We start from the raw sequence: 12,768 nt of genomic DNA, 5'->3' as shown, positions 1-12,768 counted from the left end.
AATAAACCTGCGTTGTCTGAACGACATCCTTGACTGCGCGCGATTGGCTCGATTGTAAACAGGTTGCAAGCTGAGTATAAACAATAGGATAGATTTTGATTGGTCGAAATTTGCATGGCAGAGAAACGTGCATACTGACTCATAAGCAACTGGAAACACTATGTTAATAATATCTACCATAGCGACGCTATTGATCATCATTAGCACGGTACTGCCGTTGTCTAAAAACCCACATTGGCTTGTTAGAGGGATGGATTTCCCGCGTCTGCAAATTACCGTGTTGGCTGGGTTATTACTGGTTGTTGATTTTGTTTTTCTCGATCTGAACATGCCGCTGACTTGGCTGTTGATGACGGCCACCACGCTCTGTTTTCTTTGGCAACTATGGTGGGTGTTGCCCTATACCTTGATTTGGCCACATGAGGTGAAAACCGCCAGTGCGACTGACCCGAATAAGCAGCTGAGTATCATCACCGCTAATGTGCTCAAAACAAATCGTAATAGCGCAGCGCTGATTGATCTGGTGAATGACTATCAGCCTGATATTTTGGTCACGCTCGAGACAGATCAATGGTGGGAAAACCAACTTAAGGTGCTGGAAGTTGAGATGCCGTATAGCGTTAAGTGCCCTCTCGATAACCTTTATGGAATGCACGTCTATTCGCGTCTGCCCTTTAGTAACGAAAAGATTTCTTATTTGGTCGAGAAAGATATTCCGTCCATACACTTATGTTTGCAGCTGCGTACTGGCGATACCGTGCAGGTACATTTTGTTCATCCTGCGCCACCCAGTCCGACTGAAAACACTGAGTCGGCAGAGCGCGATGCTGAGTTAATTACCATTGCTCGTAGTGTCGCCGAGACGGAGCAGCCAGTGATCGTGACGGGTGACCTAAATGATGTTGCTTGGTCAGCGACAACGCGACTTTTTCGTAAAATTAGCGGCTTACTTGACCCGCGTGTCGGACGCGGCATGTTCAATACTTTCCACGTAAACGTTCCTTTTTTGCGTTGGCCATTGGATCACCTGTTTCATAGCTCGCACTTTACGGTTAAAAATATACAACGTTTGCCGTCGATTGGCTCTGATCACTTTTCGCTGTTTAGCGTTCTGGTCTATGCGCCTAACGAGTCTGTTAATCAAGAAGGACTGACGGCTAACGGTGCAGAACAGGCTGAGGCAAAAAGACTATCGCAAGAGAAGAGCGTGAGTAAGGATGATGTGCCAGGTTAAGCACGGGGTTAGGGGGGGTGGACTCTTAAACGTTATCTAACTCTGAGTGACGCATAAAAATAATCATTGGGTTATGGGAAATCGAAACTATGGCTTGAGCGGCATAAAAACGAGCTTATTGGGCGTTACTGATAGGGTGCAAATTACTGGAGGTTTATGCCTCTTTGACAGATCAGAGTGGATGGCTAAAAAGCTACTTATGCAGCGCATAGAATTGTTAGTGTTACAGGCAGATCAAACCATGCTTTAATGAGTTGAAATGCGTTCACCCAGATACCTTCGGCGCTGAGGTTTGAACATATAACCAAGGAAGTTATGACATGAATACAGTTAGAATGATGGCAATCGCTTTGATTATCGCTGGTACGCTTGGTCTTGCTTATGGCGGATTTAGCTACACAAAAGACACAACAGTGGTCAAGTTGGGCTCTGTTGAGCTGACGGCAAAAGAAAAAGAAACCGTTAACATTCCGATGTGGGCCGGCATTGCGGCAATCTTTGCTGGTGGCCTATTGCTTGTTATGGGCAACAAGAGATAGGGCAATGATGGTTGTTGGCTAAGCGTATTGAACAAATAGGGTGCCTACATCCAGGCACCCTTTATACTTTAGCTTTGCAGCGTGGCGTCCAGCGTGATATCTGCATTGAGCAGCTTGGATACAGGACAGCCACTTTTGGCTTTGCCTGCTATTTCTTCGAACTTGGCCTGATCAATACCTGGAATGCGCGCCTGCATCTGCAAATGCACGGCAGTAATGGTAAAACCATCATCCTGTTTTTCCAACGTGACCGTGGCTTTAGTATCGATACTGTCCGGAGTAAAGTTTTCCTCGCCTAGCAGCATGGAAAAAGCCATCGAGAAACAGCCAGCATGTGCCGCGCCGATCAACTCTTCTGGATTGGTGCCGGGGGCATCTTCAAAGCGCGTATTGAAGCCGTAAGGGTTTTCTTTCAGAGCGCCGCTCTGGGTTGAGATCGTACCTTTGCCTTGCTTAAGGTCGCCTTCCCAGTGGGCTGATGCAGTCTTTTTCATGACGTGTCCTCTCTTCAGATTATCCAGAAAAAGCTGGCCTGATGGCTGGCTTCCTGGTCTTGTTGGGACAACGCAAAGCAATGTTAGGTTCATCTGGCAACCCCAATCTAGGTTTGCTGTTGCTAGATCACGCAGTCAAGGTACAAGCGAGACTTTACTCAGCGCTACGCTCAACCAACTCCGGCAAGGCATGCCGCCACTCTTCAAAACCACCATCCATGCTGTACAGATCACTAAAGTCTTGACTGTGTAAATACGCCGCTGCACTTTGACTGGAATGACCGTGATAGCAGATAACAATGGTGGGTACGTCCAGGTCTGCTTGGGCGATAAACTCAGCTAAAGACTGGTTATCGAGATGGATTGCACCGACTGGGTGGCCACCGGCAAAACTCTCATGGTCACGAATATCAACCATTACCGCACCATCGGCACAGAGTTGTTGAGCTTGTGTCACGTTAATGCGTTTAAAAGCGTCCATAAGGTCCTCGTGCAATAGCAGTGATTATTTAGCTGGCGGGCAAGCGCAACGTTCAAAATGTTGCGTGTCGATATTATACAGCGATAATTTTCCACCCCAGACGCAGCCGGTATCTAGCGCAATGGTGTTGGGTGCGGGGCAGCGGCCTTCGAGAGCTGCCCAGTGGCCAAATAAAATAGTGTCGTTCTTAGTTAAACGCTCTGGGTGACTGAACCAGGGTGCAAAGCCGCTGGGTGCCGTGTCAATGCCTTCTTTTGCATTGAAGTCGAGTACACCTGTAGCACTACAAAACCGCATGCGGGTGAAGTAGTTAGTGATCACCCGTAAACGTTCAATGCCGGTCAGAGTATCACTCCAAACAGTTGGCTGATCGCCGTACATACCATCTAAGTAAGGGATAAATAAGCTGTCATCACGCAGCACACGGTGCATTTCTTCTGCGTGCGCTAGCGCCTCGGTAATGCTCCACTGTGGTGGAATACCGGCATGCACCATACTGATCTGGCGTTCGGCATCGTGGTGCATCAGCGGTAGCTGGCGTAGCCAAAACAACAAGTCGGCACAGTCTGGCGCATTTAACACCTCACGTAAGGTGTCTTTCTTTTTTAGACGGGCGGTGTGGTTGGCAATCGCTAGCAAGTGCAAGTCATGGTTGCCTAGCACGCTGACCACGGAATCACGCATTGAATAGAGAAAACGTAGCGTCGCTAAGGATTGCGGACCACGGTTGACCAAATCCCCGACCAGCCAAAGAGTATCTTGGCTGGGGTCAAAATTAACCCGATCCAGTAAGCATTTTAGAGGCTCGAGACAGCCTTGTACGTCACCAACGGCATAGGTCGCCATTAATGCAAAACTCCCGGAACGGCTAAGCTAAAGGGCGCAATCGGGGCATCAAACTCTTCACCATCGGGTGTTTTCATGGTGAAGCTGCCTTGCATACTGCCGACTGCAGTGGCCATTAAAGTGCCGCTGCTGTAACTGAATTCATCATTGGCATCAATCACCGGTTGTTCACCGACTACGCCTGAGCCGCGTACTTCTTGGGTTTTGCCATCGCCATCGGTAATGATCCAATGTCGGCTTAATAGCTGTGCAGATTCGTCGCCGTTATTGCGAATGGTGATGTCATAAGCAAATACATAGCGGTTGTCTTCTGGGTGTGAATGCTCAGCCAAGTAGCGAGTATTCACACTGATATCAATGGTGTCGCACAGATCAGTCATAGTGTTTCTCAAAGTAATTCTGCTGCTTGCTGCTCAGACAGTTGATCAGCTAAGCGCACAAACGCAGCAATATCTAATTGTTCGGGACGTAAACTGCCATCCACAGCAGCGGCTTCGATTTCTTCGTTGGATAAGACATTTTTTAATGTATTACGTAAGGTTTTACGACGCTGATTAAAGGCTTCGCGAACAATACGATCCAATGCGCGGGCATCTTTAGCTGGATGTGGCAGTTCGGCATAGGGGGTTAAACGTACGATTGCTGAATCAACTTTAGGTGGCGGGCTAAACGAGCCTGGACCTACATTAAATAAGTGCTCAACACGGCAATGGTACTGCACCATAATCGATAAACGCCCCCAATCACCACCACCAGGCTTCGCAGCCATGCGTTGTACCACTTCTTTTTGTAGCATAAAGTGCATGTCGCGGACTAAATGGGCGTTGTTGAGCAGGTGGAAAATCAGTGGTGTGGAAATATTGTAGGGTAGGTTGCCGACCACGCGCAGGCTGCTCGGTGCTGCCTCTAAACGGGTAAAGTCAAATTTTAGCGCATCACCTTCATGCAAGGTAAAGTTCTTCGACAAAGCAAATTTATCTTTCAATATTTCGACTAAGTCACGGTCGATTTCGATCACGTCGAGCTTGGCAGCGCTGCTGACTAAGCTGTCGGTCAGCGCACCTTGGCCTGGACCAATTTCTAGCAGACGATCGCCTTCACGAGGGGAGATAGCACGAATGATGCGATCAATCACGCCTGTGTCGTGCAAGAAGTTTTGACCAAAACGCTTACGGGCGCGGTGCTGATAGATATCCGACATTCGGCTGCTCCAATTAACAAGCAGACTAGTTTAGCAAAAAACCAGCCGCGCTTCGCCTATATCGATGGCTGATGCTGAAAAATAGGTAAGGCCGAAGCCAAGCATCTTTATGCTGGTAAGGATGCCATGCTCGACTGTGGTGGCGTGGATGGCGGACTTCACCGTGTGACAGGCTCTAAATTTGAGGACGTGCTGTTTTGTTGTTTTCTGATGAATGACTGCAGTGATAATAACGAGCACGCAATGAGCTGGTGCACTGATTAAGCCTAGTATGTGCGCCGCGCCTTCTCAAAATCCAGCGTATCCAGCGCTGAGATTTTGATTGTGACTTTGCTCACAAATCTGAAACTTTGTGCTAATCACCATACTGGAGCAGTCTCCGAGCATACGATCCCACCTGTAATCGGCAGAAGCCGCGCTAGGGCTGGCTGCAGCCATTATAACGAGAGTCACAAAATGCCTAACTGGTCACATTTTGCGTCACAGTATCGATCTGAGTGCTTATAGACGCGTCGCAAGTGTCGTTGACCATACGTATCGCTAATTGTATGGTCCACAAAAAAGTCAATGGTTACGATGTAAGAGAGTGCTGTACGACCTGGCTGCACCACAAGGGTATTCAAGACTAACTTGTACTCTTACCTTCCTGTCGACGACACAACATATCGGATAGGCCCTAGTAGGAAGGTAATCCATTTTTACTGAAGGAAAAATAAAAAATGATTGGGTTTAAAAGATTTTGTTCCGGCGTACTTCTGTCAGTGATGTGTTTGGCCTCTAGTGCTCAAGCAGCGAACGTTTTATATTACTTTGATAGCTATATTGGCACTGATTATTGGGTGCAGGCTTTTGCGACACGCGGCGATACAGTGACAACCGCTGTTGACGCGAGTGATCTTGTGACTCAGCTTGCAGGCGGCCCGTGGGATTTAGTAGTCATCTCAGAAAACAATTACAATTACTCTGCAACGTGGGCGACACCAATCGCAGACTATATTACCGCGGGTGGCAAGGTAGTACTGAATGACTGGTACCCGAATGCGATTATCGATGCGGCAACCGAGGTCACGGATCTGAACAACGATAATCAAACCGTAGCCACCATTAACGCGTTAGGTATTGCCACGGGTCTGGCGAACGGGGTAGCAATAAATCCATTTACTCTGACAAATGCTGGCTGGAGCATTTACTCGCAAGCACTCCAGCCGACAGGCAGTGCGGAATCACGCTGTGACTTTCCAATTGGCTCATGTGCGGTTTTTGGTAACTCGGGTCGTACCATGCGGCTTGGGTTTATTCCTGACGGCTTGCCTGCTGCAGACGGAGCACAGATTCTGGCGAACGCAGTGCAAGCGTTGTTCGATGCGCCTGTCGTTGGCTCGTATTCAGTCAGCGGAACGATTTCTGGACTTGGTGCAGGTTTGAACGTTGTACTGAGATTGAATGGTGCAAATGATCTGACGGTAGCGGCCAATGGCGGCTTGACGTTCGGCACATCTATACCAAACAATTCAGCATACGCCGTGACCGTCTTTACTCAGCCAGTCGGACAGACATGCACTGTTATGAATGGCAGTGGCACATCGAACGTTAACATCACCAATGTATCGATTACCTGTGTTAACGGAGCAGTGGTTCCGTCGATTCAGCCAGCCTCTATTCCTACTCTTTCTGAGTGGGGCATGATCCTACTGGCGAGTCTGCTGGCTATTTGGGGCGCCTTCACCTTGCAGCGCCGCAGAAATTACCTGTAAGACCGTTAGTGTCTGCTGATTCGCCAGTAACGTAAGAAAAGATTAGCAGCATTGACAAAACAACGGAGCCTGTGCCAAAGCACAGGCTCCGTTTTTGCGTAAGCCTGACAGAATTGATGATGCACTTTTGAGCAACGGTTGGCAGTACGTAAAGACGTTCAGCTGTCAGTGCTGGTTGGCGATCTCGAGTCAGCCTCATTGACCCGACAGTAATACGGCACTCAGTACACTAGGCAAGGTACGTCTCGCTGTAAAAGTAAGCACTCAGCGCGAATAAGATATGACGCATCAGACTCAGTGTATGGACGAACCAAAATCATATCCTAACCTGTCGGACACGCCAAAGTGCATCCTTGGATGCTAGGGTCATCAGGGTTGGGTAGAGGTATTGTGCGCTTGTGAGCCTAGCAAGCTCTTAATAAAGAGCCGGTTAAAGCTGGTCCATAACACGACAGGTATAAGCGTGGGGAAAATCAGATTGCCGATTTGGTAGCTGAGTGCGATGGCCTCTAAGTGCCATCCGAAGATACCAGCCTGCGCTGCAATATCAGGGCCGAGTTTGATGCCGACTTGCATCAATAAGTCGAAAACAATACCCCAGCTTTGGAAAGGTAGAAGCGCAATTGCACCGGCTAGAATTTTCCACCACTGCGTGTTCGCAGCAAGCATCAGTGCGACAAAAAACGCCAGACCGTAAGTGTAGAGCAGGGGATTCACTTCCGGTACCAGCAAGCCGGTCCGTCCAGCGTCGACTTGTACTTTGAGGTTGGTTACGAATGCTAGATCAGTTCCTGTTTGCTCCAGCGCAGACACCATCCCGGGTTGTAACCCGTTCAATAGCAGGTGCGCGAGCTCGCCAGCGATGGCCACGTGATAAGGTGCGCTGAAATACCAAGCTGCGAGACACAGTGGAAACCATAGCAGGGTGCGTAGAGCAAGCTTCCCGAGTGTCATGCTAGTGCGTACCACCGTCATGGGGCTGTCGCTTGTTGCATTCTGGTGTCTGCCGGTGGAGGAGGTGTGCCAGATGAGGATGAGGGCGCTGGTAGCATCCGAATCCAGACGAGCCAGACAATCAGTACGTCGAGCATGATGAGAGCCTGCCATAGATACAGATGCGCCCAGTTGAAGACCTCTAAACTCCACTGGCCAAGGTAAAAAAGGCTAATCACTCGCACCACATTCAACAGCTGCACTGCTAATAGACCGGACAGAATGCCGATTACGCGGTGCTTCCACGGCGCAGGGAAAGCGAGCATGGCGGCAATAAGGACAATGGCCGCTTCTATGCCGTTACATCCTGCTTCGATGGACACTGCGAAACCGTTGCTCGTACTCTGCAGAATCTTGCCGTAGGCGATAACGTTTGAATCGAAAAGCATGATTAGGCTGGCACTTATTCTGGCTAGCGCTTCGGTCCATGGTAGGACGATGGCGTTTTGCACAGGTGGCGTCAATTCGGCCGCGAACAGCGCAACCAGGATGACAACAAAGAGAATAAAGAATCGAAACATTGAGTAGGAAGCCTGAAATTATTGCTATACGGCTTGTCTAGCAAAGCGAAATGATTATAGGGGTTTCGATACTATCACCCGTATTAATAATATGGAATCGGCAAGAATTAGAAAAGCTCATGATTGTTAAAGCCGTCGCACTTTGGCAGCAATGGCCGTGCTAACAGATAAAGATTTCTGGCTCATCGAGAGTGGCTGGCGCGCTAAACTTAACTCTATCGGTTACTGATGCTGGAAAATAGGTAACCGTGAGCCTGACATCTTCAGCAGTATTGAAGCCATACCCACCCAGGCATCACCAATGGTTTGACCTTTGCTTTGCTCGTCGATCAGTTGTGCGTCTTTGAGTAGCAACTGCCATTGTGTGCCAGATAGACGTTTCAGCGCTTTGCTGAACAGTGGTTTACGTGCGGCAGGCCAGACTTTTGAGAGCGCGCGATCGAGACTGGTACCTTGATTGAGTTGCTGAGCTAACGCGGCCAATTGACGAATATCACGCGCCACTGCCCAAAGGATAATCGGAATGTCGACACCTTCACTGCGCAAACCAGCCAGCATCCGCAAGCTGCGCTCGGTATCGCCCTCGAGTGCGGCATCGACTAAGCCAAAGACATCATAGCGCGCGCTATCCGCGATGCTGGCTTGGATGGTCTCTAAATCAAGATGGGTGGCGTTGCTGAGTAATTTAAGCTTTTCAATTTCTTGCACCGCAGCGAGCAGATTGCCTTCGGTGCGCGCGACGATTAAATCAATGGCGGCGGGATCAGCACTCAGGCCTTGTTGTGCCAGACGCTGATTAATCCAACTGGGTAATTGCTCAATAGTGACACTGGGCAGTTGTACAAAGCCGCACAGTGGACTGTCTATTAATGCCTTGGCCCACTTGGTCTTTAACGTGCTGCTATCGAGACGCGGCACATTGATCACTAGCACCGTATCTTCAGCGGGACGTGCTAAGTATTCCTGTAATACGATGCTGCCTTGGTCGCCCGGTTTACCTGAGTTAATGCGCAATTCCAGTAAGCGTTTTTCGGCAAATAGCGAGAGGCTGGCATTGGCTTCGCGAATGATATTCCAATCGAAGCCACGCTCAACATGAAACACTTGGCGTTCGCTGTAGTCAGCTTGGCGGCAGGCGCTACGAATCACATCGCTGGCTTCTTGTGCCAGTAATGGCTCGTCGCTACTGACTAAGTAAATAGGCAGCAGGGCTTGTTTGAGTTGGCCATTGAGTTTTTCAGGATAAATGCGCATAGGACAAGGGGCAGGGTCTTATTTGCACAAGACCCTAGCGCTCTATGGGAAAGAGATCGGTGATTGTTGTGGCTCATCGAACTGCTGTGCGCGAATTGCCGCTTCACGAGCTTGTATTTCAGCATCCTGACGACGTTGTGTTTGTTGCTGTAAGTCTTGCAATTGAGCAGGCGTGACAGCTTGCAGGCGCATCATCAGTTGCATGACTAAATCACGACGCATTTCTTCACGCAACAATACTTCTTCTTGGCCTGAGCCGGTGACATTGTCTTGGTTATGAGCATAGGTACGCTGCACTTCAACACTGTCTTTCAACAGTGCCGGCAAGTTGCCAGAGCGCAACTCATAGCTGACAGCGCTGGTCAGTGTGTACTCGGCACTGCGCGTACCAGCGGTGAAACTAGCGGTGCGCTTGCTGTTTTCTTCAAGACCTAAGTAGAGAGTGAAAGGTGCACTGCTGGAAACTGATACTTTATTGTGAGCCAGACTTTCTTTAACCTGTTTGCTGAGTGTGCTGAATGCATCACGGGCAGCAAAGTCGAGTTCGGTCAGCGCCATTTGTGTGGTGCCGGTACCGCGTAAATTGAAGCCGCATGCGGTCAGTAAAAAAGCCAGACCCAGTACGGTAAGAGAGCGTTTCAGCATGGTGTATCCTCTATGTCTAACCTCGTTGTGAGGTTAGACAGGTGTGAGTAAAAAATATAACTCAATCAGTTAGCAACAATATTAACCAACTTGTTCGGAACAACAATCACTTTTCGAATAGTTAAACCATCGACATAGCGCAAGACATTGTCATTAGCGCGTGCCGCCGCTTCAATTTCTTCACGGCTAGCGGTGGCGGGTACATCAATATGTCCACGCAATTTACCATTGACCTGAATCACAATGCTTAAGGTGTCTTGTACTAGAGCACTGTCATCGGCTTGTGGCCAAGCGGCATCAATCACCAAGTCGCTATGACCCAGTTGCTGCCATAACGCATGACAAATATGCGGAGTGATCGGCGCCAGTAACAACACAACGGTTTCTAAACCTTCATGCAGTAACGCGCGATCTTGTGCTGTTGCGACAGGAGCTTTTTCCAGTACGTTCATCAGTGTCATCACTTGCGCGATGGCGGTGTTGAATTTTTGGTGTTGGCCAACGTCGTTGCTTGCATGCTTAATCACCGCATGGATTGAGCGACGAATTTCTTTTTGCGCATCAGTTAAAGCGGCAATGTCCAAACCGTCGTGGCTGCCTGCGTTGATATGTTTGTAAGCTAAACGCCAAACCCGCTTCATAAAGCGGCTTGAGCCTTCAATACCAGAATCAGACCATTCCAGACTCATATCAGGTGGCGCAGCAAACATCATAAATAAGCGGCAGGTGTCAGCGCCGTACTCGTCGATCATGATTTGTGGATCAACGCCATTGTTTTTTGATTTGGACATTTTCTCAATGCCGCCAATCACCACCGGCTGACCATCGCTGATCAATGTCGCCGATAGCGCTTTACCTTTGCTGTCAGATTCTACCGTGACTTGATCAGGGTTAAACCATTGGCGCCCGCCATTAGGCTGGATGCGGTAGTAGGTTTCGGCAATCACCATGCCTTGCGTCAGCAGGTTGGTGAACGGCTCATTGCTGTTGACTAAACCTTCGTCACGCATCAGTTTATGGAAGAAGCGGGCATACAACAGGTGTAAAATAGCGTGCTCGATACCACCGATATATTGGTCAACCGGTAACCAATGATCCGCCGCGGATTTTTCGACTAAGCCACCTTCGTAATGCGGTGATGCGTAGCGTGCGTAGTACCAAGAGGACTCAACAAAGGTGTCCATGGTATCGGTTTCACGACGGGCGTCAGCACCACAGGTTGGGCATTTGCACTGATAAAACTCTGGCATTTTATTCAGTGGATTACCTGAACCATCAGGAATGACGTTTTCAGGTAAGACTACGGGTAGTTGCTCTTCAGGGACAGCGACATCGCCACAGCTGGGGCAATGCACAATCGGAATCGGACAACCCCAATAACGCTGACGGCTGATGCCCCAGTCACGCAGACGGAATTGTGTTTTACGCTCACCGTGTTGCTTGGCTTCAAGATCAGCGACAATACCGTCAAAGGCCTCTTGTACGCTTAGACCATCATATTTGCCGCTATTGATGGTGCTAACGTTGGCTTTGTCGGCGTACCAATCATTCCACTTACGCGCATCAAAACTGTTATCAGTGTTGTTTGAGGCAAATACTTGCTGAATCGGTAAATGGTAGGTATTAGCGAAAGCAAAATCGCGCTCATCGTGAGCCGGTACAGCCATTACCGCGCCTTCGCCGTAGCCCCACAGCACATAGTTGGCGATATAAACCGGCAGTTTGTCACCGGTCAATGGGTGAAGCACAAACTGGCCGGTCGGTAGACCTTTTTTCTCCATGGTCGCCATATCGGCTTCGGCCACAGAGCCGCCTTTGCACTCGGCAATAAAGGCGGTGAGTTCTGCGTTATTGGCTGCAGCACGTTGCGCCAATGGATGCTCAGCAGCCACGGCAACATAAGTCGCACCCATAAGCGTGTCTGGACGGGTGGTGTAGACCTTGAGTTGGCCTTCAGTACCGACTGATTCCACATCGTAATCAAAGAGGATATCGGCGCCGAAGCTTTTGCCGATCCAGTTACGTTGCATGGTTTTAACTTGCTCAGGCCAGCCGTGCATATCATCGAGACTGGTCAGCAGTTCGTCGGCATAGGCGGTAATTTTGAAGTAGTACATGGGGATTTCGCGCTTTTCTACCAGCGCATCCGAACGCCAACCACGACCGTCAATCACTTGCTCGTTAGCCAATACGGTTTGGTCGACTGGGTCCCAGTTAACTGTGCCAACTTTTTTGTAAATGATGCCTTTTTTGTATAACTGAGTGAACAGCCATTGCTCCCAACGGTAGTAGTCAGGTTTGCAGGTGGTAATCTCGCGCGACCAATCAATGGCTAAGCCCAACTGGGTAAACTGCGCCTTCATATAGGCCATGTTTTCGTAGGTCCAGGCCGCTGGCGCAACTTTATGTTGAATCGCCGCGTTTTCTGCTGGCATACCAAAGGCATCCCAACCCATCGGCTGCAGCACGTTTTTACCGAGCATGCGCTGGTAACGGGCAATCACATCACCAATGGTGTAGTTGCGCACGTGGCCCATATGCAGGCGGCCGCTGGGGTAAGGGAACATCGATAAGCAGTAAAAGGTTTCTTTACCGGCTTGCTCGGTCACTTCAAAGGATTTTTGCTCGGCCCAATGGCGCTGAGCGGCGGCTTCAATGTCGCGAGGCTGATACTGTTCGTACATGATTTTATGTGGTTATCGTCAAGAAAGTCATAAGGACGATACGCCGCAGCGCATCAATTAAAAATATTTGCTTAGCATACATGAGGCAGGCGCATTCAGGCTAACGAATCACAGTGACGGCC

At 49.3% G+C, this 12,768-nt stretch carries 13 protein-coding genes; 3 read left to right on the top strand and 10 right to left on the bottom strand.

The window, feature by feature from the left end:
• Positions 1–160: 160 nt before the first annotated feature.
• Both JYJ62_RS05590 and JYJ62_RS05585 read left to right on the top strand, forming a co-directional pair.
• Positions 161–1,234, top strand: a complete 1,074-nt coding sequence (locus JYJ62_RS05590; protein WP_205341207.1) for an endonuclease/exonuclease/phosphatase family protein — start codon at positions 161–163, stop codon at positions 1,232–1,234.
• A gap of 320 nt (positions 1,235–1,554) precedes the next feature.
• Positions 1,555–1,773 (top strand): hypothetical protein, encoded by a 219-nt coding sequence (locus tag JYJ62_RS05585; RefSeq protein ID WP_205341206.1) that lies wholly within the window; start codon positions 1,555–1,557, stop codon positions 1,771–1,773.
• Positions 1,774–1,841: 68 nt separating this feature from the next.
• Here JYJ62_RS05585 and JYJ62_RS05580 read toward each other — a convergent pair whose 3' ends face one another.
• From JYJ62_RS05580 to rsmA, 5 genes are all read right to left on the bottom strand, one after another.
• On the bottom strand, positions 1,842–2,267 hold the full coding sequence (locus tag JYJ62_RS05580; protein WP_205341205.1) for an OsmC family protein: 426 nt from the start codon (positions 2,265–2,267) through the stop codon (positions 1,842–1,844).
• A gap of 154 nt (positions 2,268–2,421) precedes the next feature.
• The gene (glpE, locus tag JYJ62_RS05575; protein ID WP_205341204.1) at positions 2,422–2,748 is read right to left on the bottom strand and encodes a thiosulfate sulfurtransferase GlpE; all 327 of its coding nucleotides are present in this window, start codon (positions 2,746–2,748) and stop codon (positions 2,422–2,424) included.
• A 24-nt stretch (positions 2,749–2,772) separates the two neighbouring features.
• Complete coding sequence (locus tag JYJ62_RS05570; RefSeq protein WP_205341203.1) at positions 2,773–3,594, bottom strand: symmetrical bis(5'-nucleosyl)-tetraphosphatase; 822 nt, start codon at positions 3,592–3,594, stop codon at positions 2,773–2,775.
• The gene (apaG, locus tag JYJ62_RS05565; protein ID WP_205341202.1) at positions 3,594–3,974 is read right to left on the bottom strand and encodes a Co2+/Mg2+ efflux protein ApaG; all 381 of its coding nucleotides are present in this window, start codon (positions 3,972–3,974) and stop codon (positions 3,594–3,596) included. Before apaG ends, JYJ62_RS05570 begins: the two co-directional genes overlap by 1 nt.
• An 8-nt stretch (positions 3,975–3,982) precedes the next feature.
• On the bottom strand, positions 3,983–4,795 hold the full coding sequence (gene rsmA, locus JYJ62_RS05560; protein ID WP_205341201.1) for a 16S rRNA (adenine(1518)-N(6)/adenine(1519)-N(6))-dimethyltransferase RsmA: 813 nt from the start codon (positions 4,793–4,795) through the stop codon (positions 3,983–3,985).
• A gap of 719 nt (positions 4,796–5,514) precedes the next feature.
• On the opposite strand from rsmA, the gene JYJ62_RS05555 reads away from it, so the two are divergent.
• On the top strand, positions 5,515–6,549 hold the full coding sequence (locus JYJ62_RS05555; protein ID WP_205341200.1) for an IPTL-CTERM sorting domain-containing protein: 1,035 nt from the start codon (positions 5,515–5,517) through the stop codon (positions 6,547–6,549).
• 369 nt (positions 6,550–6,918) lie between these two features.
• On the opposite strand, the gene JYJ62_RS05550 is transcribed toward JYJ62_RS05555, so the two are convergent.
• The 5 genes from JYJ62_RS05550 to leuS all read right to left on the bottom strand — a co-directional run bounded on the left by JYJ62_RS05550 (position 6,919) and on the right by leuS (position 12,646).
• Positions 6,919–7,503, bottom strand: a complete 585-nt coding sequence (locus tag JYJ62_RS05550) for an exosortase H-associated membrane protein (RefSeq protein ID WP_205341199.1) — start codon at positions 7,501–7,503, stop codon at positions 6,919–6,921.
• A gap of 17 nt (positions 7,504–7,520) precedes the next feature.
• Positions 7,521–8,063, bottom strand: a complete 543-nt coding sequence (gene xrtH / locus JYJ62_RS05545) for an exosortase H (protein ID WP_205341198.1) — start codon at positions 8,061–8,063, stop codon at positions 7,521–7,523.
• A 222-nt stretch (positions 8,064–8,285) separates the two neighbouring features.
• Entirely contained in the window at positions 8,286–9,317 is a 1,032-nt protein-coding gene (gene holA / locus JYJ62_RS05540) for a DNA polymerase III subunit delta (protein WP_205341197.1), read from the bottom strand.
• A 42-nt stretch (positions 9,318–9,359) separates the two neighbouring features.
• Complete coding sequence (gene lptE, locus JYJ62_RS05535; RefSeq protein ID WP_205341196.1) at positions 9,360–9,962, bottom strand: LPS assembly lipoprotein LptE; 603 nt, start codon at positions 9,960–9,962, stop codon at positions 9,360–9,362.
• 65 nt (positions 9,963–10,027) lie between these two features.
• Positions 10,028–12,646, bottom strand: a complete 2,619-nt coding sequence (gene leuS / locus JYJ62_RS05530; RefSeq protein ID WP_205341195.1) for a leucine--tRNA ligase — start codon at positions 12,644–12,646, stop codon at positions 10,028–10,030.
• Positions 12,647–12,768 lie beyond the last annotated feature (122 nt).

The sequence above is a fragment of the Denitrificimonas caeni genome (assembly GCF_905120345.1).
In the GTDB taxonomy this organism is placed as follows: Bacteria; Pseudomonadota; Gammaproteobacteria; order Pseudomonadales; family Pseudomonadaceae; genus Denitrificimonas; species Denitrificimonas caeni_A.
Note: the sequence above shows the minus strand (reverse complement) of the source record. Positions and strands in the feature narration are given on the sequence as shown.